21 protein-coding genes and 1 tRNA gene are annotated in these 22,207 nt (G+C 70.9%); 18 read left to right on the top strand and 4 right to left on the bottom strand.

Going from position 1 to position 22,207, the window contains the following annotated elements; genetic code table 11:
* The first annotated feature begins 22 nt into the window (after window positions 1–22).
* Together ACWEVP_RS26000 and ACWEVP_RS25995 are read left to right on the top strand one after the other, a co-directional pair.
* Entirely contained in the window at window positions 23–613 is a 591-nt protein-coding gene (locus tag ACWEVP_RS26000; protein WP_452065155.1) for a hypothetical protein, read from the top strand.
* A gap of 41 nt (window positions 614–654) precedes the next feature.
* Complete coding sequence (locus tag ACWEVP_RS25995) at window positions 655–1,305, top strand: hypothetical protein (RefSeq protein WP_452065154.1); 651 nt, start codon at window positions 655–657, stop codon at window positions 1,303–1,305.
* 18 nt (window positions 1,306–1,323) lie between these two features.
* Here the strand turns inward: ACWEVP_RS25995 and ACWEVP_RS25990 are convergent, their stop codons facing one another.
* Window positions 1,324–2,130, bottom strand: coding sequence for a S1 family peptidase (locus ACWEVP_RS25990; RefSeq protein WP_452065153.1), 807 nt, complete (start codon window positions 2,128–2,130; stop codon window positions 1,324–1,326).
* Between the two features lie 296 nt (window positions 2,131–2,426).
* On the opposite strand from ACWEVP_RS25990, the gene topA reads away from it, so the two are divergent.
* The 8 genes from topA (at window position 2,427) to ACWEVP_RS25950 (ending at window position 12,978) form a co-directional block, all read left to right on the top strand.
* A complete protein-coding gene (gene topA / locus ACWEVP_RS25985; protein WP_452065152.1) occupies window positions 2,427–5,306 on the top strand; it encodes a type I DNA topoisomerase in 2,880 nt (959 codons plus the stop codon).
* Window positions 5,307–5,662: 356 nt separating this feature from the next.
* Window positions 5,663–6,454 (top strand): ESX secretion-associated protein EspG, encoded by a 792-nt coding sequence (locus ACWEVP_RS25980; RefSeq protein WP_452065151.1) that lies wholly within the window; start codon window positions 5,663–5,665, stop codon window positions 6,452–6,454.
* A 167-nt stretch (window positions 6,455–6,621) separates the two neighbouring features.
* Complete coding sequence (locus tag ACWEVP_RS25975) at window positions 6,622–7,413, top strand: hypothetical protein (RefSeq protein ID WP_452065150.1); 792 nt, start codon at window positions 6,622–6,624, stop codon at window positions 7,411–7,413.
* A gap of 494 nt (window positions 7,414–7,907) precedes the next feature.
* The gene (locus ACWEVP_RS25970) at window positions 7,908–8,519 is read left to right on the top strand and encodes a hypothetical protein (RefSeq protein WP_452065149.1); all 612 of its coding nucleotides are present in this window, start codon (window positions 7,908–7,910) and stop codon (window positions 8,517–8,519) included.
* A gap of 148 nt (window positions 8,520–8,667) precedes the next feature.
* Window positions 8,668–10,797: a bifunctional MFS transporter/dTMP kinase gene (locus tag ACWEVP_RS25965; RefSeq protein ID WP_452065148.1), complete on the top strand. Its 2,130-nt coding sequence runs from the start codon at window positions 8,668–8,670 to the stop codon at window positions 10,795–10,797.
* Entirely contained in the window at window positions 10,794–11,999 is a 1,206-nt protein-coding gene (locus ACWEVP_RS25960) for a DNA polymerase III subunit delta' (RefSeq protein ID WP_452065147.1), read from the top strand. Before ACWEVP_RS25965 ends, ACWEVP_RS25960 begins: the two co-directional genes overlap by 4 nt.
* 85 nt (window positions 12,000–12,084) lie before the next feature.
* Window positions 12,085–12,624 (top strand): DUF6232 family protein, encoded by a 540-nt coding sequence (locus ACWEVP_RS25955; protein ID WP_452065146.1) that lies wholly within the window; start codon window positions 12,085–12,087, stop codon window positions 12,622–12,624.
* Between the two features lie 18 nt (window positions 12,625–12,642).
* Entirely contained in the window at window positions 12,643–12,978 is a 336-nt protein-coding gene (locus tag ACWEVP_RS25950) for a hypothetical protein (RefSeq protein WP_452065145.1), read from the top strand.
* A gap of 52 nt (window positions 12,979–13,030) precedes the next feature.
* Here ACWEVP_RS25950 and ACWEVP_RS25945 read toward each other — a convergent pair whose 3' ends face one another.
* Complete coding sequence (locus tag ACWEVP_RS25945) at window positions 13,031–14,695, bottom strand: hypothetical protein (RefSeq protein WP_452065144.1); 1,665 nt, start codon at window positions 14,693–14,695, stop codon at window positions 13,031–13,033.
* A 133-nt stretch (window positions 14,696–14,828) separates the two neighbouring features.
* On the opposite strand from ACWEVP_RS25945, the gene ACWEVP_RS25940 reads away from it, so the two are divergent.
* A tRNA-Thr gene (locus tag ACWEVP_RS25940) sits at window positions 14,829–14,902 on the top strand.
* 229 nt (window positions 14,903–15,131) lie between these two features.
* Here ACWEVP_RS25940 and ACWEVP_RS25935 read toward each other — a convergent pair.
* Window positions 15,132–15,587: a GreA/GreB family elongation factor gene (locus ACWEVP_RS25935; protein ID WP_452065143.1), complete on the bottom strand. Its 456-nt coding sequence runs from the start codon at window positions 15,585–15,587 to the stop codon at window positions 15,132–15,134.
* Window positions 15,588–15,710: 123 nt separating this feature from the next.
* Between ACWEVP_RS25935 and ACWEVP_RS25930 the strand changes: the two genes are divergently transcribed.
* The 6 genes from ACWEVP_RS25930 to ACWEVP_RS25905 all read left to right on the top strand — a co-directional run bounded on the left by ACWEVP_RS25930 (window position 15,711) and on the right by ACWEVP_RS25905 (window position 20,408).
* Window positions 15,711–16,298 (top strand): TetR/AcrR family transcriptional regulator, encoded by a 588-nt coding sequence (locus ACWEVP_RS25930; protein WP_452065142.1) that lies wholly within the window; start codon window positions 15,711–15,713, stop codon window positions 16,296–16,298.
* A 107-nt stretch (window positions 16,299–16,405) separates the two neighbouring features.
* Window positions 16,406–17,611 carry a M14 family metallopeptidase gene (locus tag ACWEVP_RS25925; protein ID WP_452065272.1) on the top strand — a complete coding sequence of 402 codons (1,206 nt, stop codon included), beginning with the start codon at window positions 16,406–16,408 and terminating at the stop codon, window positions 17,609–17,611.
* 29 nt (window positions 17,612–17,640) lie between these two features.
* Entirely contained in the window at window positions 17,641–18,165 is a 525-nt protein-coding gene (locus tag ACWEVP_RS25920) for a gamma carbonic anhydrase family protein (RefSeq protein WP_452065141.1), read from the top strand.
* Between the two features lie 33 nt (window positions 18,166–18,198).
* The gene (rplK, locus tag ACWEVP_RS25915) at window positions 18,199–18,621 is read left to right on the top strand and encodes a 50S ribosomal protein L11 (protein ID WP_452065140.1); all 423 of its coding nucleotides are present in this window, start codon (window positions 18,199–18,201) and stop codon (window positions 18,619–18,621) included.
* 1 nt (window position 18,622) lies between these two features.
* The gene (locus tag ACWEVP_RS25910) at window positions 18,623–19,027 is read left to right on the top strand and encodes a hypothetical protein (RefSeq protein WP_452065139.1); all 405 of its coding nucleotides are present in this window, start codon (window positions 18,623–18,625) and stop codon (window positions 19,025–19,027) included.
* A 112-nt stretch (window positions 19,028–19,139) separates the two neighbouring features.
* Window positions 19,140–20,408: a serine hydroxymethyltransferase gene (locus tag ACWEVP_RS25905; RefSeq protein ID WP_452065138.1), complete on the top strand. Its 1,269-nt coding sequence runs from the start codon at window positions 19,140–19,142 to the stop codon at window positions 20,406–20,408.
* On the opposite strand, the gene ACWEVP_RS25900 is transcribed toward ACWEVP_RS25905, so the two are convergent.
* A complete protein-coding gene (locus ACWEVP_RS25900; RefSeq protein ID WP_452065137.1) occupies window positions 20,396–21,157 on the bottom strand; it encodes an inositol monophosphatase family protein in 762 nt (253 codons plus the stop codon). The genes ACWEVP_RS25905 and ACWEVP_RS25900 overlap by 13 nt on opposite strands.
* Window positions 21,158–21,227: 70 nt before the next feature.
* On the opposite strand from ACWEVP_RS25900, the gene ACWEVP_RS25895 reads away from it, so the two are divergent.
* Complete coding sequence (locus ACWEVP_RS25895; protein WP_452065136.1) at window positions 21,228–22,157, top strand: Lrp/AsnC family transcriptional regulator; 930 nt, start codon at window positions 21,228–21,230, stop codon at window positions 22,155–22,157.
* The last annotated feature ends 50 nt before the right edge of the window (window positions 22,158–22,207 follow it).

Here is a 22,207-nt window from a genome sequence, read left to right as displayed (position 1 = left end):
TCGTCGAGCAGGAGGTGTTCAGGTGCGGCCGCGGTCAACCGTCTTCGCCGCCCTAACCACGACGATCACGATCGGCCTCGCCGGCTGCGGGCAGCAAGCTCCCGTGCAGTCGACGGCACGGGACCAGGGTCTGTCGGTGACGACCGTGGTGCCGCAGGCCGATCCCGCGGCGAGATGGGCGGACGCCTACTGCGGTGCGGTGACGCACCTGGTCCGCACGCTGGCGGACCTGCCGACGGTCGACCCCAGCACGCCGCAGCAGGCGTCCCGGACGTCCAGTGACCTGCTTTCGTCGGTGGTCGGCGGCCTCGACCAGAGCCTGGCCGGCCTGAACGCGCTCGGCGCGCCTCCGGTGCCGTCCGCGGACGGCGGCCGCGAGAACGTCATCGGCCAGTTCTCCGAGATCCGCACGCAGGCCGAGAACGCCCGGCAGCGCATCGACGCCGTCCGCGGCGACGCGGCCGCGACGAAGGAGGCGCTCGGCGAGGCCAAGGCCACGCTCGACCGCATCGACGCGCTCGACTACCTCACGGGCCTCAGGGGCGTGCCTGCGCTCGCCGCGGCGGAGCAGCGCGCTCCGGCGTGCCGCCAGCTCGATCAATCGCCTCGGTGAAGATCTCGCGCCGAATCGAACTTGTGTTCTAGTATAGCGCGGTGGATCGGACGATCTCGCTCTTTTCCGCCGAGGCCAGCGGGCCGGGTCTGGGCGACCTGGCCGGCCTGTTGTGCTGCCACGGCCAGATCACCGGCTTCGGGCGCACGGCCGCCCGGTTGTCGGTGGTCGTCGAGGAGCCGTGGCGGGCGCACGTCCTGGCGCGCGAGTTCCGCTGCCGCGGTGCCGACGCCCAGGTCTCAAAGGCCGACTGCGGCAACCCGCAGGTGCGCACGTCCTTCCGCGTCGACCTGCTCCCGCTGGCGCTGAGATGGCTGCGTGCGGGCTGCGCGGGCCCGGCGGAGGACGACTCGGGCAAAGCGGTGCCGGACGGCTTCCGGCTGAGCGGGGCGATGCTGCGGATGTGGGTGCTGGCCGGCGGCCGCCCCGGCACGCAGGGCTACTTGCTGGGCGTCGACCCGCTGGCGCCGGGCATGCACGAGCGGCTGGTCGAGGCGCTGACGCCGCTGGGCGTCGCGGCGAAGCTGACCGGCCCGAAGGCCGAGGTCCCGGCCGTCAAGGTCACCGGGAAACGCCGGTTGGAGGCGCTGCTGGAATTGATCGGGGAACCGCCACCGGGCGCCGAAGCGGCGTGGCCGGGTGCGGCACCGCAGCCGGTCCCGCACCCGGAGGCCGTGACGAGCACGGCCTGACCGGGCGCGGGCGGTGCGTCAGGGCCGGGGCAGGGTGCAGCCGGCCTGCGTGAGGGCGATTTCGTTGGCCGCGGTCAGGCACGCGGGAATGCCGTACGTCTCCTGGCCGTAGTTCGTCTTGTAGTGCACGGTGACGTTCCCGGCCTGGTCGACCTCGCACGGGTTGTTCTCCGTGCAGCGGGCGCCGTCCTCGTTGCCGGTGTTGTTCACGCCGACGACCTTGCCGCCGGAGACGATCGGCGAGCCCGACGTGCCGCCGATGGTCTGGCAGGCGGACGTGTAGCGGATCGAGTCCTTCCACGTCCAGCTGCCCTCCTTCAACCGGTAGACGAACCCGTCGATGGAGCAGGAGTAGATCCGCTTCCAGTAGCCGGAGACGACGTCGATCGCGGAGCCGGCCGTCGGGTGCGCGTTGGACAGCTCCAGCGGCGAAATCCCGTAGGTCGACTTGATCTGCGCGTAGGTGGTGGTCAGCTGGTAGAGCGACACGTCGGTGTCGGTCATCGTCCCGTAGACGATCTTCCTCGCGCGCAGCGTGCCCGCGTTGCCGCCGCTGGAGTTGAGCAGCGTGAACGTCCGGCTCGACGACCGGTTGGTGATGACCTGCCCGGGCGCCGGGAAGCCGGTCTCGAGGCAGTGGCCGTTGGACATGACGAGTGCGGGGGCGGTGTCGGGCGTCGCGGCCGGTTTGACCACCGAACCCGAGCAGTTGGACAGCGCTACCGTGCCGGCGAAGTTCGCCGCGGCCGCGCTCGCCGGGGTCGTCCCCAGTAATACTGTGGCGGTCGCGGCGGTGAGCAGGGCGCCGAGGAGGCGTCGGGTCATGGCGGATCCTTTCGGCTGGGCGGGGAATTCAGTGAAGCGGTGACGTCCCCGCGCCCACCACCGTCGAACGGAGGGTATCCGGACGGTCACGCGCTAGGCTGCGCGGGACGTGGCCGAAATCACGTGGCAGGTACGTTGGGGAAACATCGTCGAGGTCAGCGGCGATGCGCTGGGCACAGGACCGGCGGCGTGTTGGGCCACCTCCGCGCCGTCCGGGCCGGAACAGCGTGCACACTGGCAGGTCGAGACGCGGGCCCTGGGCAGGGACGTGGTGCAGTTCCGCCTGGCGGGACGAGATGAGCGGAGAGCAGGACAGCGTGGCAGGAGCACGGACCAAGAAGAACGGAGCCTCGGCGGGCAACGGCGCCGGGCACCGGCGGCTGGTCATCGTCGAGTCGCCGACGAAGGCCCGCAAGATCGCGCCCTACCTCGGCGGCGGGTACGTCGTCGAGTCCTCCGTCGGGCACATCCGCGACCTGCCGCGCGGCGCTGCCGACGTGCCCGCCCAGTACAAGGGCGAGTCGTGGGCGCGTCTCGGCGTCGACGTCGACAACGACTTCAAGGCCCTCTACGTGGTCACCCCGGACAAGAAGTCCAAGGTCACCGAGCTGAAGGGGCTCCTCAAGGACGTCGACGAGCTCTACCTCGCCACGGACCCCGACCGCGAGGGCGAAGCCATCGCGTGGCACCTCCTCGAGACGCTGAAGCCGAAGGTCCCGGTCCGCCGGATGGTCTTCCACGAGGTCACCGAGCAGGCCATCCGCGCGGCCGCCGACTCGACCCGTGAGCTGGACGCCGACCTCGTCGACGCCCAGGAGACCCGCCGCATCCTCGACCGCCTCTACGGCTACGAGGTCTCGCCGGTGCTGTGGAAGAAGGTCATGCCGAAGCTTTCGGCGGGCCGCGTGCAGTCGGTGGCGACCCGGATCGTGGTCGAGCGCGAACGCGAGCGGATGCGCTTCACCTCGGCGTCCTACTGGGACATCTCGGCGACGATGGACGCGGGTGAAGAGGCTTCGCCGCGGAACTTCCCGGCGCGCCTGGTCGCCGTCGACGGCGCGCGCCTGGCCACCGGCCGCGACTTCGGCTCGGACGGGCAGCTCAAGGCGTCGAACACCGAGGTCCGTGTGCTCGCGGAGGCCGACGCCCGGCGCTTGGCCGACGCGCTGAAGCAGCGTGACTTCAAGGTCTCGAGCGTCGAAGAGAAGCCGTACACGCGCAAGCCGTACGCGCCCTTCATGACCTCGACGCTGCAGCAGGAGGCCGGCCGCAAGATGCGGTTCACCTCCGAGCGCACCATGCGGATCGCGCAGAAGCTGTACGAGAACGGTTACATCACTTATATGCGTACCGACTCGACGACCCTGTCGGAGTCGGCGATCTCGGCCGCGCGCAGCCAGGCCACGCAGCTGTACGGCAAGGAGTACGTCTCGCCGTCGCCGCGCCAGTACACGCGCAAGGTGAAGAACGCGCAGGAGGCGCACGAGGCGATCCGGCCGTCGGGCGAGGTCTTCCGCACGCCGGGCCAGGTCGCGGGCGAGCTGGACACCGACGAGTTCCGGCTCTACGAGATGATCTGGCAGCGCACGATCGCGTCGCAGATGGCGGACGCCAAGGGCACCACGATGTCCGTCCGCATCGTCGGCAACGCGACCTCGGGCGAGGAGTGCACCTTCGCCGCTTCGGGCCGCACGATCACCTTCGCGGGCTTCCTGAAGGCGTACGTCGAAGCCGTCGACACCGAGACCGGTGGCGAGGCCGACGACAAGCAGAGCCGCCTGCCGGTGCTGGAGAAGGACCAGGCGCTCACCGCGTCGGACCTGAACCCGGACGGTCACACCACCTCGCCGCCGGCGCGGTACTCGGAGCCGAGCCTGGTCAGCAAGCTGGAGGAGCTGGGCATCGGCCGCCCGTCGACGTATGCGTCGATCATCAAGACCATCCAGGACCGCGGGTACGTCTGGAAGAAGGGCTCCGCGCTCGTCCCGTCGTGGGTCGCGTTCGCCGTGATCGGCCTGATGGAACGGCACTTCGAACGGCTCGTCGACTACGACTTCACCGCCGGCATGGAGGACGAGCTCGACCGCATCGCGGCCGGCAACGAGCAGCGCGCGCAGTGGCTGTCGAAGTTCTACTTCGGCGGCGACATGGGCGTCGACGGCTCGATCGGCCGCCTGGGCGGGCTGAAGAAGCTGGTCGAGGGCAGCGTCGAGGACATCGACGCGCGCGAGATCAACTCGATCCCGCTGTTCAGCGACGCCGAGGGGCACACGGTCGTGGTCCGCGTCGGGCGCTACGGGCCGTACCTCGAGCGCGAGGTCAACGGCGAGTCGCAGCGCGCGAACCTGCCCGAGGACCTGCCGCCGGACGAGCTGTCACAGGAGATCGCGGAGAAGCTGTTCGCGACCCCGCAGGAGGGCCGCACGCTGGGCACCGACCCGGTGAGCGGGCACGACATCGTCGCGAAGGAAGGCCGCTTCGGGCCGTACGTGACCGAGGTGCTGCCGGAGATCGAGATCCCCGAGGACGCCACGGCCGCGCAGAAGAAGGCGCTGAAGGCGAAGGCGCCGAAGCCGCGCACGGGCTCGCTGTTCAAGTCGATGGACATCGAGACCATCACGCTGGACGACGCGCTGAAGCTGCTCTCGCTGCCGCGCGTGGTCGGCAAGGACCCGGAGTCCGGTGACGAGATCACCGCGCAGAACGGGCGCTACGGGCCGTACCTGAAGAAGGGCACGGACTCGCGCTCGCTCTCGACCGAGGACCAGCTCTTCTCGATCACGCTCGAAGAGGCGCTGAAGATCTACTCGGAGCCGAAGCAGCGCGGGCGGTCCGCGACCGCCAAGCCGCCGCTGAAGGAGCTCGGCGAGGACCCGGTCTCGAAGAAGCCGATGGTCGTCAAGGACGGCCGGTTCGGCCCGTACGTGACCGACGGCGAGTACAACGCGACCCTGCGGAAGGGCGACGAGATCGAGTCGCTGACCGCGGAACGGGCGTCCGAGCTGCTGGCCGAGAAGCGGGCGAAGGGGCCGGCGCCGAAGCGGAAGGCACCGGCGCGCAAGCCGGCGTCGACGACGGCGAAGACGGTCAAGGCGGGGACCAGCAAGACCGCCAAGGCCGCGGCCGCCAAGTCCACCACGACGAAGCGCAGCTCGACCGCGACGAAGGCCAAGTAGGACCGCTCACGAAGGCCCCTGGTACGCCGGGGGCCTTCGTGGTGTCCGGCCACACTTTCGGGTGACGTCTCGAACGGATGTTCGGGAAATTGTCGGTGGTCCCGGGTTCCATGGACGCGTGACCAAGACACCACGCACCGTGCACGCGGTGACCACCGACATCGCCCGCGACGGCTCGCCTCCGCGGGGGAGATGCTTGCGTTCGTCGACGACGACCGTGGGCGGCACCTGGCGGAGTTCGTCGAGGGGCGGGTGCCGGAGCATGCGTGAGCCGCTCGCCGACCGTTCGCCGAACGAGGGCGTACTCTCGAACATATGTGCGAGAAATTGTCGGTGCCAGGGTGTTCAATCTAGGGGTGAACACTTCAGTCGCCGTCTTCGACGTCATCGACGAGGTCATCGCCCCGCTGTCGGCCGAGGTGCCGGAGCGGCCCTCGGTGATGGAGTTCTACGACCCCGAGTTCGAGATCCCGCCGGTGCTGGCGGACACCGAACCGCTGCCGGGGCGGCGCTCCTCGCCCGAGCTGAGCCTCGCCGACGAGGTCGAGCAGTACACGCGGTTCGTCGCCGGGATGGCCGCGATCGGCCTCGCCCCGGGCGGCGAGGTCACGGCGGAAGCGGTCGGGCTGTACCGGGCACTGCGGGGTGGGTTCATCCGCGGCGTGGTCACCGGTGTCTTCCCGGCCCGGCAGGAGCCGTGGGAGGTGCGGTTCTTCGGCGACGAGGACTACACCACGGTGCTGCACAAGCTGGGCAACCGCGCGCGGCTGCGCTCCGGCTTCCTGAGCGAGCTGCCGGGCTGGGTGTTCGACGGCCTGCCCGACCGGCCGCCGGGGCCCGGCCCGCACCTGCGCATCGAGACCGACGAGGGCGGCCTGATCCCGCGCCGGTGCGAGCGGGCGGTGGAGCAGATCCGGGAGTGCGCGGCCCGGCCGCGGCTGGGCACGGTGCTGGTCGACCTCGCGGTGCGCGACGCGATCTTGGCCGAGTACCCACACGGCGCGTTCGGGCTGGTGGACAACGACCTGGGCCGGTACCAGTTCAGCGCGGCGGTCGGCCGGACCGGGCGCTGGACGGTGACGTGGGGTCCAGCCTCGCGCAGCACGGCCGAGCAGTGGATCGTCGAGGCGGTGCAGAGCCATGCCTGAGCACGCGCCGGTGCGGACGACGGCGGGGGAAGGGGTGGACAGGGTGGTTCCGGCGGCTTCTCGGGATTTGACGGTGCGCGACGCGATCCTGGAAGCGGCCGAGGCGAACAGCGGGGTGCCGGAACCGCGCACGGACGAGGAGTCCGGTCCGGGCGAGAGGGGGCGGAATGGCTGATCGGACAGCGGCCAGGGAGCTGCTCGAGCTGGCGGCCGGCCCGGTGCTGGCGGCGATGCCGGACCGGGACCCGGTCGACCGGCTCTACAACCCGGACGTCAGCGACCACGACATCCTGGTCCACGGCCCGGTCTCGGACGACCCGGCGGACCTGGTCGCCGAGGTCGAGCGGCACACGGCGTGGGCGGCCTGGATCGACGGCACGCCGTTCGGCGAGGACGGCGAGCTGAACGAGCTCGGCTTCGAGGTGGTGTCGCTGATGCTGCGCGGTTCGGTGCGGGCGGCGCTGTGCGGCGTGTTCGACGGCGAGCCGGAGACGGCGGACATCCGCTGCTACGCGGACGGCGAGCGGGCGTTCATGATGGGCTCGCTGCCGGGCCGCACGGCGATCCACCTGGCCGACTTCGAGGAGCTGCCGGAGATGCTGGTGGCGGAGCTGCCGGAGGTCCCGTTCGGAGCATCGCCGCGTGCGATCTGGCTGTCGGTGGACGACGACGGCCTGGTCCACGACGGCCAGGACGACGACGTCTGGGCGATGCGCGAGCTCCTGGCGAGGCCGCGCTCAGGCACGGCGGTCCTGGACATGCTGGCGTTCGGCGGCCTGTGCGCGGAGTTCCCGGACCACGGGTTCGTCCTGGTGGACACGGACCTGGGGAGGTTCGCCCTGGCCGCCCTGGACCGCGGCGACGGCCTGCGCCAGCTGGTGCTGAGCCCCTTCAGCCGCGGCATGCTCCGCGACTGGTGCCGCAAGATGATCGACCTGGGACAGGAGGAGACACCCTGAGCGAAAGAGCGCGGTGACATCCACCGAAGGCGGGGTGGGGCCGGCCGGCCGGTCGTCGTGAGTGGCCGGCGTGCCAGCCCAAGCAGCCGACGCGCCTGGTTCGGGTCGCGGCGATGGCGCGGCCGAGGCGGCGGTCCCAACCCCGCCCCGCCGCTGCTCCGACCGGCCAACCGAAGCGCCCAACCGGCGTACCCGACCGGCCTCCGCCTCGATGCGAACCCATGTCCAACCCGACCGGAACCCGGCAAACTGGTCACCACGGGCCAACCGCGGGCCAGCCGCCCGCCGAAAACCGCTGTGACCGGATTCACTACAATCCGTCACCATTGGCGGTCGACCCGGCCACCGGCGGACTGGACACTGCAGGGGGTTCGGGCACGGGCTTGCGCAGCGTGACCGACCCTCCACTGGAGACAGAGCCATTGGGCGGATGCGTTATCCGCCATCGTCGCTACCCTGGAAAGGCGAGGACATTCAGTAGTGAGGTGGTCACCATGAGCGCGAACGGTGAGGCTCCCTTCTTCAATGCCCCCGAGCTCACTCAGCGCGACGGCACTCTGTCCGCAGTACCCGGCGAAGTGTTCGCCGACCCCGTCTCGGGGCTGGTCACGGCCGACCCCGAGCCACGCGCCGCGGTCGTGAATGGCCACGAGCCCGCCGCCATCCCGGTGGCCGGGCCGGTGCCGCACGACGAAGAGGCCGTGCGCCGGATGGTCGAGGAAACCCTCCGGGAGGACGACACAAAGACGCCGGAGGCGATCCCGCCCGCCGGCACCACGAGCTCCGTCGGCGAAGAAGTCGCCCCGCCGATCGGGCTGCTCCCGCGGCAGCGGAACCGGCGGCGCACCTGGCCGAACCGGCCGCCGCTGCAGCGGCCACTGCGGCGGAAGCCGCCCGTGGACGCCGACGAGGACTTCGACGAAGACCTCGAGGTGGTGCCCGTCAAGCGGCGGCGTCTTCCCGCGATGTCGATGCCGGCGTTCAACCGGCCGTCGTCGAGTGCCGCCGGGGTCATGCTCGCCGTGGCGTTGCTGATCGTGTTCGGTTTCGTCGCCATCGAGATGGTGTCCAGCCTGGTCAGCAGCGTGACCGGGCTGTTCGACTAACGTCCGTTCGCTGGTCCCCGCCCCGCCGGGACCTCGGGGCCGTCCGCGCGGCAAGGGCCGATCGGGCTACCCTGACTTCACGGTCGGGCGACCTCACGAGGGCGTCCGGCACCGCCGTGACTAGTGGGGTGGGCGTATCAGCGAGGGCGTGCGATCGGTACCCGGGGCCGGCCCGGGTGGGTCGTCGGGCGCCGAGGCGTCCACGATCAACCGGGTCCGGCGGGTACTGGCGATTAAACCGTTCCGGCGCCTCTGGGGCGTCACGTACCTGTGCAGCGTCGCCGACTGGCTGAACATCCTCGCCCTCACCGGCCTGGCCACGAAGCTGACGAACAACTACTTCGCGCAGAACTTCGCGTTCGTCGGCGTCGTGCTGACCGGCCTGGCGCCGGGGCTGCTGTTCGCCCCGGTCGGCGGGCTGCTCGCGGACCGGTTCGACCGCCGCAAGGTCATGATCGTGGCCGACCTCCTCCGGTGCGGCTTCCTGCTGTCCATCGCCTTCGTCAGCGCGCCGTGGTGGCTGCTCGTCGGCAACTTCCTCGTCGGCAGCGCGGCGAGCATGTGGATCCCCTCGAAAGAGGCGGCGGTCCCGAACCTGCTCCGCCGGCCCGACCAGGTCGAGACGGCCAACCAGCTCGGCATGGTGATGACGTACGGCCTGGCCGTCGTCACCGCGGCCGGCGCGAACGCGATCCTCACCGGCATCAACACGAACTTCCTGCACGTTCCCGGCGAAGACACCAGCCTCCGCATCGCGAAGCTGGTCGTCATCATCACCGCCCTGCTCTACCTGGCCAGCGCGATCCTCATCGCCACCCGGATCCCCGAGCTCTCGCTGCGCAACGTCCACGTGCTGCCGGAGCAGAAGGTCAAGCCGGCCGACGAGGAAAAGCTCGGCGTCGGCACGATGATCGCCGACGGCTTCCGGTTCATCCGCAGCACGCCGCTCGTGCGCGGCCTGCTCGTGGGCGCGTTCGGCGCGTTCGCCGCCGGCGGGGCCGTGATCGGCTCGGCCAAGCCGTACTCGTCGAGCCTGCTGGCCGGCGACTCGGCGTTCAGCCTCCTCGTGCTGGCCGTCTTCGTCGGCCTCGCCTCCGGGATGGCGGTCGCGCCGAAGCTTTCCCGGCGGCTCCCGCACGACCGGCTGTTCGGCGTCTCCATCATCGCGGCCGGGCTCTCGCTCGCCCTGGTGGCGCTGTCGCCGCACCTGTCGATCTCGCTCGTCACCGTCGTCCTGGTCGGCTTCTGGGCGGGGACGGCGTTCCTCACCGGTGTCACGATCATCGGCTCGCGCGTCGAGGACGCCATCCGCGGCCGGATCAACGCGATCTACCAGCTGATGATGAAGCTCGTGCTGTTCGGTACGACGGTCACCGTCCCGGTGCTGGTCGGTGTGGTCGCGAAGCGCACCATCACCGTCTGGGGCAGCCCGGTCACGATCGACGGCACGCGGCCGATCATGCTCGCCGGCGCCGCGATCGCGCTGGTCGCCGGCCTCTTCGCCTACCGGCAGATGGACGACAAGCGCACCGAGCCGATCCTCTCCGACCTGCGCAACGCCCTGCGCCGCACGCCGCGGCGCGTCAACGGCTTCCTCATCGCCGTCGAGGGCACCACCGCGATCAACACGGCGATCCAGGCCGTCAACCTCGCCGACTGGATGCGCGGCGGTACGCGGCCCGTCGTCGTCGCGGCCGATCCGGCCCTCGACGACAAGCGGCTCACCGCCCTCGTCTCCGGCGCTTCGCTGACCGGGGCGCGGGCCCAGGCGCTGGCCGCCGCCGCGGTGCGGGCCGACATCGTCGAGCGGCACGTCCAGCCGGCGCTCGACGCCGGTTCCGTCGTGGTCATGGAGCGGTTCGTCGACTCGCCGCTGGCGCACCTCTCGGCCGTCGCCGGTCTGGACAGCGACGAGCTCGAAGGCCTCGCCGACTGGGCGACCGGGCGGCTGCGCCCGGACCTGACCGTCCTGCTGGACTCGGCTCCGAACGGCGCGCCGCGCGACCGGTCGACCGCGATGAACGACCAGTGGCGCGTGCAGCACCTGCTCACCGAGATGGCCGCGGCCGACCCGGACCGGTACGTCGTGATCGACGCCGACGGCACCGACGCCGAAGTCGCCGAGCGCATCCGCACCGCGCTGCGGGCCGTGTTCGTCGGCCGCCTGGCCGCGCTCGCGCCGACGACCGAGAAGCCGGTGACGCTGCCACTGGACGTCGACGTCGACGTCACCCTGCCCGGCGAAACCCCGCAAGAGCCTCGCGTGGAGGCGAAGTGACGACGACCGAGCGCATCGGCGTCTGGAACCAGCTCGTCGGCCAGGAACCCGCGGCCGAGACGCTGACCGCGGCCGCGTCCGCCGCCGCGAAGATCATCGCCGGCGAGCCGGCCCCGCCCGGCGCGATGACGCACGCGTGGCTGCTCACCGGGCCGCCCGGGTCCGGCCGCTCGGTGGCCGCGCGGACGTTCGCCGCGGCCCTGCAGTGCAGCACCGGCACCGGCTGCGACGCCTGTCCCGGCTGCCACACGACGATGGCGGGCACCCACGCCGACGTCCGGCTCGTGGTGCCGGAAGGCCTGTCCATCTCGGTCGCCGAGATGCGTGCCCTCGTGCAGGCGGCCGCGCGCCGCCCGACGACCGGCCACTGGCAGGTCGTGATCATCGAGGACGCCGACCGGCTCACCGAAGGCGCGTCGAACGCGCTGCTGAAGGCCGTCGAGGAACCGCCGGATCGCACGGTCTTCCTGCTCTGCGCCCCCTCGGACCACCCCGAGGACGTCTCGGTGACGATCCGCTCGCGCTGCCGTCTGGTGACGCTGCGGACGCCGCCGCCGGAGGCGATCGCGGACGTCCTGATGCGCCGCGACCACGTCGATCCCGAGCGCGCGCAGTGGGCGGCTTCGGTGTGCGGCGGCCACGTCGGCCGCGCGCGCCGGCTCGCGACGGACGAAGCCGCGCGGCAGCGGCGGGCGACCGTGCTGCGGATCCCGCTGGGTCTCCGCCGGCCGGGCGACGTCTTCACGAGCGCGGACCAGCTGATCAGCGCGGCGGAGGCCGACGCGGGCGAGGCGAGCAAGGCCCGTGACGAGGACGAACGCAACGAGCTGCGCACAGCGATGGGCGGCGACGGTGTCGGCAAGGGCGTCGCCGGCGCGAAGCGGGCCGCCGAAGCGGCGGTCAAGCAACTGGAGAAGAAGCAGAAGTCCCGCGCGACCCGCACCCAGCGCGACACGCTCGACCTGGCCCTGATCGACCTGGCCGGCTTCTACCGCGACGTCCTGGTGACCACGACGCGGTCCGGCGCGACGCTCAACCACCCCGACCACGCCGACCAGATCCGCGAAGCGGCGCAGGCGTGGACGCCGGAGTCGACGCTGCGCCGCCTCGAAGCGGTGCTGGAATGCCGTGAGGCGATCGACTTGAACGTCAAACCGCGCATCGCCGTCGAAGCGATGGTCACGACTCTGCGGCAGGGCTGAGGTCCGCCCGAAAGGACATTGTCGCGGTTCCGCCCCCGGGTGACGCTGGTTCCCGTCACGTCGGCCGCACGGGGAGGACCGGAGCATGCCCGAGCGCAGCGGTGTCATCGGCGTCAAGGTGGAGAACCAGGTCCTCTGGGTCGGCCGCGAGGCCTACCCGGTCCGCAACATCGCGCGGGCGCGGGTCGTCCGGCTGACGATCCGGCGGGCGGCCGCGTTCGGCCGGTTCCTTGGCTTCGCGCTGCTGTGGCTGGTGCTCGGCATGGGCGCGACCCTGGGTTTGCGAGCCGCGCGGAGCCAAGGCGTGCACCTGGACAAGAGCCTCGGCCAGGTCGTGGTGATCGTGACGGCGGTGCTGATCGGGATCGCCGCGGTCCGGCTGCTCTACCTGCTGCTGCGCCCGGCGCTGTTCGCGCTCGTCATCGAAACGGCCGGCAACCCGTACACCGCGCTGGCGACCACCGAACGGCACATCCTCGACGAGATCGTGCACGCGATCATGGCGGCGGTCGACGATCCGCGAGTGGTCTTCCACAAGACCGTGAACTACACCCGCCACGGCGACAACATCGGCGGGGACAAGTTCGAAGTCGGCGGACACGGCATCGGGAAAATCGTGCACTGAGCGGGAAGGGACCGGCTGATGAGTGGTACCCACTACTACGGCGACCAGGTCGGCGGCGACAAGTTCGAAGTGCACGACCAGGGCATCGGCAAGATCGTCCACCATGGCCCCGTCGATCAGCAGGCGGCGTTCCGGGAACTGCTCGCCGCCGTTCAGGCGTTGCGCCCCCAGGTGACCGGCACCGACCGCCAGGTCGTCGACGAGTCGCTGGCCACCCTCCAGGCGCCCCGGCCGGAACCGGCTCGGCTGCGCCGCGCGCTGGGCGCCGTCTCCGGCGTCGCGATGATGGTCGGCCAGGTCGGCGCTCCGGTCGTGGAGGCCGTGCGCAAGGTCATGGCCGCCCTCGGCAGCTGAAGACGAAAGAGCCCGCCAGGCGCACCTGGCGGGCTCCTTCACACCCCTCGGGTCACTCGCGCGGCCGCGGTGACGGCTTGAACGGCTTCTCCTCGACCGCGACCGCCAGCGGACGCCGACGCGTCCCCGGCATCGCGGCCACCATCACCACACCCAGCAGCAGCATTGCCGTGCCCGACCAGAACAGCGGCACCGTGTCGTACGCGCCGCCGGTGTAGGCAAGGTTCTTCACCGGCCCCTTCGGTGCCTGGCCGCCCGCCGGCGGCGTCGACGTCGACCCGCAGACCACGCCGTCGGTCGGCGCGTACGCCCGCGCGATCTGCTCACCCAGCGACAGCTGGGCCAGCGACGACGGCAGGTTCTTCGCCTGGTCGTCCGGCAGCAGGCTCTTGAGCTTCGTCGTCGGCAGCAGCTGCAGGTCGAACAACCGCGCCGACGCGCCCAGCTGGAAGCCCTTGAACGGCGTGGTCATCTGCGCCGACTTCTGGTCCAGCCCGGCGATGCTCAGCCGCAGCACGCCCAGGTCCAGCACCGTGCCGGTGGTGTTGCCGACCTGCTGGATGCCCTTGGTCAGCGTCGAGACCAGCCCGCCGACCACCGGGATGTCGTTCAGCTGCCCGAACTGGTCGCTCAGGCCCTTCAGCGGCAGCCCGATCGGGATGTCCTTCGTCGGGTGCGCCGCGTCCAGCGTGTACAGCGTCTTGCCGCCCGCCGCGATGGTCAGCACCGGCGCGGTGTAGTCCACTTTGGACGTCTTCGCGTCACCGGTGGACGTCACCTTCAGCGTCGGCTGGCTGGTCACCTTGATGCTCAGCGCCAGTGGCGTGCCCTTGAGGATCTCGATGTCCGCGGCCTGCAGCGTCGACGTCGACTGCACGGCCTTGTTCTTCGAGCCCGGCACGTCGACCAGCTTCACCTGCGACCGCGACGACAGCGTGTTCGGCAGGCTCAGCAGCGACCCGGTGCCGTCCTTCGCCGTCTGCCCGCCGCCCTGCAGCAGGCCACCCAGGCTCTGCAGGCCCTTCGTCAGGTCGAACCCGCTGGCGAGCGAGCCCGGGTCGAGCTTCGGCTTCAGCGCGTCCAGACCCAGGTTCGGCATCGCCGGGATGACGTTCAGCAGCGACAGGCTCGCCACCGACGTGCTCGCGTCCGCGATGGTGTCGACGCACGGCCCGAGCGTCGGGCTCCACCGCGCGTGCGCGCTCCCGTTCAGCAGGCCGACGTTCAACAACGGGTTCGACGGCGCGTTGAGGCCACCGCTGATCGGCTGCGGGTTGTCCGGCAAGGCGGTCTGCACGACGCTGCCGGGAGTCTGCGGCGCGTTCCCGCCGATCGACAACCCGAACGGCGACGCCTGCGCGATCGCCTTCTCGTAGCTCAGGTAGGCGTCCGAGTTCGCCGACGCGCTCGACAGGCCCATCCCCGCCTCGAGCGCCGACTGCTTCGGCAGGGTGTCCCCGAACCCCGGCAGGATCGTCTTCGTCGGCACGGCGTTGGGCAGCAGCCGGATGATCCCGAGCGCGGTCCCGGCATCCCCGACGGCCTGCCCCAGCGGCTGCGGCCCGATCGGCGCCGAGATCGGCGCCTGCCCCGGATGCGCCGGCTGCGGGATCGGCGTCGTCGGATAAGTCGGATCGGCGTTCGCCGGCACCGCGCTGAACAGGAGCAACGCAGCAGCCGCCGGCAGCGCCGCCGAACGGTGCAGTCTTCGCCGCATGTGCCAGAGCCTCCAGATAGGTCGACCGGGGAGTGAGACCGACGTCATAGGGCCCTAACGACGGTCCCCCCGGAAAGTGACGCGCACAGCCTCCGCTACACTTGCTATCGTCGCCAGCGCGAGCCGGAGACATGCCGCCTTAGCTCAGTCGGCCAGAGCGATTCACTCGTAATGAATAGGTCGGGGGTTCGATTCCCCCAGGCGGCTCAGCCAATGCTTGGCCCCTGCCCCTCGAGGGCAGGGGCCTTTTTTGGCTTCACGTATCTTGCGGGGCTCCGCCCCGCACCCCGCCCGGAGGGCTCCGCCCCCGGCCCCCCGTCCCGCTTGCGTTGGCGGGTTTCTCGCGATTTTTCCTTTGCAGAACCACCCTTACGGGTCAAAAGTACGAACGAAGGCCCCCGGCTTGTGGCCGGGGGCCTTCGGGATCAGCAGGGGGTTACTTCGGGGGCGTTACCTTGACCACCGTGGCCTTTGCGTCGCCTCGAGGGGTTCGGTAGGTGATCTCGTCGCCCGCCTTTGCGCCTACCAGGGCCAGGCCCAGGGGGCTGTCCGAGGTGATCGCGTCCGCGTCTTCGCCCGGGACCGTCACCACCTGGAACGTCTCCTCGTCTCCGTCCGAGAACTTGAGCGTCACCACCGTGCCGTCGGGGAGCTGGGAGTTTCCGTAGCCGCCGTGTTCCATCTTCGCGGCCAGGTCCGCGATCTGGCGGTCCAGCCGGGCCGCCGCCTCCGCGCGGTCGATCACGTCCGCCTGGTCCGCCGCGTCGCCCGTGCGCTCCTGCTCGCCGGGTTGCGGCGCCAGAGCCTCCCGCTGCGCGCGCAGGTTCGCGATTTCCTTCTCCAGCTGGCTGCGCGCTGCCGAGCTGAGCCCCTTGTCCCCTGAGATCACCATGCCGGGCATTGTCCGCTGTGCGGACCGGGGTGGCCAATCCGGTTTTTCACCCCGAGGCCACCCGCGGGACGTCTGCCCTAGGATTCGGGGCTGCCGTCCAGTCAGAAGGTAACGAGAATCACCGTGAGCGCAGTCCCCGGTCGCAGCGACCGGCTTTCCCCGAACCAGCTGGCCAAGCAGGAACAGATCGTCGAGGCCGCGCGGATCGTCCTCGCCCGCGACGGGCTCGCCGGGTGCACCGTGCGAGCCATCGCCGACGCCGGCCCGCTCACCAAGAGCGCGATCCACTACTACTTCGCCGACATCGACGTCCTCATCGACCGCGCCATGGCCGCGCACATCACCGCCTTCGCCGCGGGGCTGCGCGAGGTCGCCGCGAAGCACGACGACCCGCGTAAGCGCCTCTTCGCCGTCCTCGAGGAGTACCTGAGCGTCTTCGCCGCCAACCCCAACGCGGCGTTCCTCTGGTTCGAGTACTGGATCGCCGCCGGCCGCGCCCAGCACCCGCAGGCCATCGACGCCATGCTCACGTCGCTCACCGAGCTGCTGGCCGAGCTGCTCGCCCCGCTGGACGTCGACGACCCGCGCGCGCGGGCCCGCGCGCTCCTGTCGTACCTGCTCGGCACCGTCGTCCAGCAGCGGGTACGCCCGCGGCCGTTCGCCGCGCTTCGCGGCGACATCGAGGCGCTCTGCTTCGCCAACTACGGCTAGCAACGCCCTTTAGATCCGTAGACGTACGGATTGCGCACTACGTCCGGCTCCGGCCAGGGTCGGAAGACCCCCCGAGAGCAGGAGACGTGATGCGCCCACGAACGTGCCTGGCGGCGGCCGCGGCCGCCCTCTTGATGCTCACCACCGGCGGCGTGGCCGGTGCCCAGCCCACCGCCGGACCCCAGGTCTACGAGGTGACGGGCACCGGCACCGCCCAGCAGCGCACCGAGGTCGCCCGGACCGGCGCCGACATCCTCGACAGCACGAACGGCACGACGACCGTCATCGCCAACCCGGCCGAAGCCGCCCAGCTGCGCGCGCTCGGCTTCGGCGTGAAGGCGCTCGGCCAGGTCGACCGGCCGCGGACCGCGGCGACCGTCGAGGACTTCCCGGCCGGCTACACCGGCTACCACACCTACGCCGAAACGCAGACCGAGCTGCAGAAGGCCGTCGCGAACTACCCTTCGCTGACCAAGCTCGGCAGCGCCGGGACGTCGTACGAAGGCCGCGCGCTTTCGCTGATCAAGATCTCCGACAACGCGGCGACCGACGAGAACGAGCCCGAGGTCCTCTTCACCTGCAACCAGCACGCGCGCGAGCACCTCACCACCGAGATGTGCCTGCACATCGTGGACCGCCTGACCAGCGGGTACGCCACGAACAGCGCGATCAAGCGGCTCGTCGACAGCACCGAGATCTGGGTGCTCCCGAGCGTCAACCCGGACGGCTCCGAGTACGACATCTCCGGCGGCACGTTCCACAGCTGGCGCAAGAACCGCCAGGGCCCCGGCACCGACACCAACCGGAACTGGGGCTACAAGTGGGGCTGCTGCGGCGGCTCGTCGGGCTCGACGTCCAGCGAGACCTACCGCGGCACGGCGGCGTTCTCCGCGCCCGAGACCCGCGCCGTCTCGAACTGGGTGAACTCGCGCGTGGTCGGCGGTGTCCAGCAGATCAAGACGCACATCGACTTCCACACCTACTCCGAGCTGGTGCTCTGGCCGTTCGGGTACACCTACGCCGACACCGCGCCGGGCCTGACCGCGGCCGAGGCGCAGAAGTTCCAGTCGCTCGGCAGGCAGATGGCCGCGACCAACGGCTACACGCCGCAGCAGTCCAGCGACCTCTACATCACCGACGGCAGCGTCAACGACTGGATGTGGGCGACGCACAAGATCTGGAGCTTCACCTTCGAGATGTATCCGAAGGGCAGCAGCCCGGGCTTCTACCCACGCGACACCCAGATCGTGCCGCAGACGACCCGCAACGACCAGGCCGTGGACATCCTGATCAATGCGGCGATCACCGGCTGAGCACACGGGGGCGGTTTAGGGTCTGGGGCATGCCTCAGTTCTCGTTCGAAGGGCGTAGCCCGCAGGTCCACCCGGACGCCTTCATCGCCCCCACGGCCACCCTCATCGGCGACGTCGTCGTCGAGAAGGACGCCTCGATCTGGTACGGCGCCGTGCTGCGCGCCGACTTCGGCAAGATCGTCGTCCGGGAGGGCGCGAACATCCAGGACAACTCGGTCGTGCACGTCAACGTCGGCAAGGTGTGCGAGATCGGCAAGAACGTCACCGTCGGCCACCAGTGCCTGGTGCACGACTGCACGGTCGGCGAGCAGGCGCTGATCGGCAACGGCTCGACCGTCCTGGACGACGCCAAGATCGGCGAGCGGACGCTGGTCGCGGCCGGCGCGACGGTGACGCCGGGCACCGAGGTGCCGTCCGAGGTCGTCGCGATGGGCAGCCCGGCGAAGAAGTTCGTCCCGCTGACCGACTCGGCGCGCCTGTGGGTCGAGCACAACGCGGCGGTCTACCAGGACCTCGCGAAGCGTCACAAGGCCGGCGTCGAGCCGTTGGATTGACCCTCCAGTAACTGGAGACCCTAGCTTCGGGGCATGGCTCCGAAGAAACTCACCCACCAGGTCACCCTCGAACTCAGCGCGGGCAACGCCCCGGTCGTCGACCTCGGCAAGATGCTGGGGCAGACCGGGGTCAACCTCGTCGAGGTCAAGAAGGCCTACGACGCCGCGACGGCGACCCAGCGCGGCGACATCGTGCCGGTGGTCGTCTCGGTTTTCGAGGACCGCTCGTTCGCGCTCCGGCTCAAGACGCCCCCGACGTCGTTCCTCATCAAGAAAGCGCTGGGGGACAAGGGTTCCGCGCGGCCCGGGCACGAGGTCGCCGGCAAACTCACCAAAGAGCAGCTGCGCGAGATCGCCGAACGCAAGCTGCCCGACCTCAACACCTCGGACGTCGAGATGGCGATGCGCACGATCGCGGGCACGGCCCGGTCCATGGGCGTCGTGGTCGTCGACTGACGTGCGCAAGCACGCGGTCGTGCCGCCGTTCCACGCACTGGACCCCGAGCTCGGGGTGGCGGAACGGTTGCTGCGCCAAGGAAATCCGCAGCTGAGCGGAATCGTCGCGCAGCTGCCCGACGAACACGCGGCCGCGCGCCGCCTCAACGCCGTGCTGGCGGAGGCCGGGGCGCGGCCGCGGCTCGTCGACACCGGCGCGGCGTGGCGGATCGTCTACGTGACGCCGCGCGCAAGCGAAAGCGAGCTGGCCGCGGGCGCGGCCGGCCTGGCGGAGCTGGTGACCGTCGGCGGCTGGCGCCGCGTCAAGCGCTGCGCGACCTGCGGCAGGCCGTTCTGCGACCGCACCTCGGGCTGCACCCGCAAGTGGTGCGCCGAACACCGTCGAGCCTCGAGCGGGGTGGACTAGGCTCTTACGCGCAGCAGCGACTGGCGCCATCGAGGTGGAGCACCACCGGGAAGCGACGACGAGGCCGGCACCGCGCGCCTGGGTGAAGGCCACTCCAGAGCCGGAGTACGCCATGACACACCAGCCGAAACTGAACGCACTCGCCGCCGCCGACCCCGCCATCGCCGGGCTCGTCGAGGACGAGGCGAAGCGCCAGCACGACAAGATCCGCCTGATCGCCTCGGAGAACTACGTCTCGCAGGCCGTGCTCGAGGCGACCGGCACCGTGCTCACCAACAAGTACTCCGAGGGCTACGCGGGCAAGCGCTACTACGAAGGCCAGCAGTTCATCGACCTGGTCGAGCAGCTGGCCATCGAGCGGGCGAAGGCCGTGTTCGGCGCCGAGCACGCGAACGTCCAGCCGTACTCCGGGTCCCCGGCGAACCTGGCCGTGTACCTGGCGTTCGCCCAGCCCGGCGACACCGTGCTCGGCATGGCGCTGCCGGACGGCGGCCACCTCACGCACGGCTGGAGCGTGTCCGCGACCGGCAAGTGGTTCACCCCCGTGCGCTACGGCGTCGCCAAGGAAACCGGGCGCGTCGACCTCGACCAGGTGCGCGACCTCGCCCGCCAGCACCGGCCGAAGCTGATCTTCGCCGGCGGCACGGCGATCCCGCGCACGATCGACTTCCCGGCGTTCGCCGAGATCGCGCGCGAGGTGGACGCGGTGCTCGTCGCCGACATCGCGCACATCGCCGGCCTGGTCGCGGGTGGCGCGCACCCGTCGCCGGTCGGGCATGCCCAGGTGATCACGACGACCACGCACAAGACCTTGCGCGGCCCGCGTGGCGCGATGATCCTCTCCGACGCCGACCACGCGAAGGCCGTCGACAAGGCCGTGTTCCCGGGTCTGCAGGGCGGCCCGCACAACCACACGACCGCGGCGATCGCCGTCGCGCTCGGGGAGGCGCAGCAGCCGTCGTTCTCCGAGTACGCGCACACGATCGTCGCCAACGCGAAGGCGCTGGCCGACGCGCTCCTGGCGAAGGGGTACGACCTGGTGTCCGGCGGCACGGACAACCACCTGCTGCTGATCGACCTGACGAACAAGGCGGTCGCGGGCAAGCCGGCCGCGCAGGCGCTCGACCGCGCGGGCATCGAGCTGAACTACAACACGGTGCCGTTCGACCCGCGCAAGCCGTTCGACCCGTCCGGTATTCGGCTCGGCACGTCCGCGATCACGACCCGCGGCCTCAAGCCGGAGCACCAGGTCCAGGTGGCGGAGTGGATCGACCGCACGGTGACGGCGGCCGCGGCTGCCGAAGAGGCGGCGCTCGACACGATCGCCGCGGAGATCCGCGAGTTCCTGGCGCCGTTCCCGATCCCGGGCTACTCCGCCTGACGCAGGAGTTCCACGGTCCGTTCGTGCAGGGCCGGCGCGGCGGCGAGGAAGCTCCCCGCCGACGGCGTCCACCGGGCGCCGCCGGCGGTGCTGACCACCGCGCCGGCCTCCCGCGCGACCAGCGCGGCACCGGCGAGGTTCGTCGCGTCGCGGCCGTACTGCCAGAAGAGGTCGAGCCGCCCGGCGGCGACGTCGGCGACCTGCCAGGACGTCGGTCCGAGGTTCCGCACCGCGGCGGCTTCCCGGAGCACCGCGGTCAGTGACCGCCCGGCGGCTTCGGCCACCCCCGGCTGCGTCATGACGAACGGCGGCTGGCTGGTCGCGGCGACGGCCGCGTCGAGGCTCTGCTTCCTCGACGGCTCAATGGGTGTTCCGTTCCGCGTCGCGCCTTCGCCCCTCCACGCCGCGTAGGTCTCTTCAAGCCACGGCGAGTGCAGCACCGTCAGCTCCGGCTCGCCGTCGCGCACCAGCGTCACGGTGACGCAGTACTGCGGCAGGCCCTGCAGCAGCTGGACGGCGCCGTCGAGCGCGTCGACGACCCAGACCTCGCCGGCGGGCAGGTCCTCGAACTCGCCCGCCCACTTGGCGCCGGGCCTGACCTCGGTCAGCGCGGCTCGGAGGCGCGCGGCCAGCGGGTCGTCGATGGCTGAGAAGACCGTGCCCAGCTCTTCGAGCGAAGCGGGCGGCCGCTCCGGGCCGCGGACGTCCGCGGCCAGGGTTTCCACGATGTCGATCACGGATTTCAGCATGCGGTCAGGATCCGGCGCGGACGGTCGAATGCGGTACTCCAGCGCTGCGAAGTGAGCGAAACTGGACTCCATGACGCAGCTGATGACCGAAATCGAACAGCGGGTGGTGTCAGCCCTGCAGGTCGACGGCCGTGCCGGGCCCGGCCGGATCGCCGAGGTCCTCGAGCTCTCGCCGCGCACGGTCACCCGCGTCATCGCCCGGCTTCGCGCCGACGGGCGGCTGAAGGTCGTCTGCGTCCCCAATCCCGAGCACGGCCTGCGCGGCGCGATGCTTTTGCGGGTCAAGGTGCTCCGCGGCCGGACGTCCGTGCTCGCCGAGGCACTGGCCAAGCGCGACGACGTCCTCTTCGTCGACATTCTCGCGGGCGGCGAGGAGATCAGCGCCGTCGCGCTGGGTGGTCTCGACGGCCGGCTCGTGCACGACGCACTGCCGTCGACCTCCGCGGTCACGGAGCTGCGCGCGCACTCGGTCCTGCACGTCTTCTCCGACGCGACCCAGTGGCGCACCGGCCTGCTCACCGCCGCCGAGGTGGCCGCTTTGACCCCGCCGCCGACCGGCGAGGACGTCCCGCTCGACGACCTCGACCGGCGGCTGCTGCGCCGGCTGGCCGCCGACGCCCGGCTCGGGCCGGGCGAGCTGGCGGGCGAAGCTCCGGAGTCCACCGTCCGCCGGAGGATCGAGCGGCTCGCCGCTGCCGGGCGCTTGCGCACCTACGCGAACATCGACGTCGAAGCGCTGGGCCTGGCCGTCGACGCCAACGTCTGGATGACCGTCCCGCCCGGCCGGCTCGACGAGGTGGGACGGCGGCTCGCGACCCACCCGATGGTCCACGGCACCCTCGCCACGACCGGCGTCACCAACCTGATGGCCGCCGTCTGGTGCCGGGACCTGGCCGGCCTCTACGGCTTCGTGACCAGCCTCGATGTCCCCTCCGCCGAGGTGACGGTGGTCGCGAAAGCCGTCAAGCGGGGCACGAGACCGGGCTCACAGGAAATTTGATTGCACGATGCAAGCTCTCTGGGAATACTTGGTCGAGACAAGTAGTTGAC

The organism is Amycolatopsis sp. NPDC003865 (assembly GCF_053605345.1).
The sequence above is the reverse complement of the archived record's forward strand: the minus strand, read 5'-3'. Positions and strand labels throughout refer to the sequence as shown.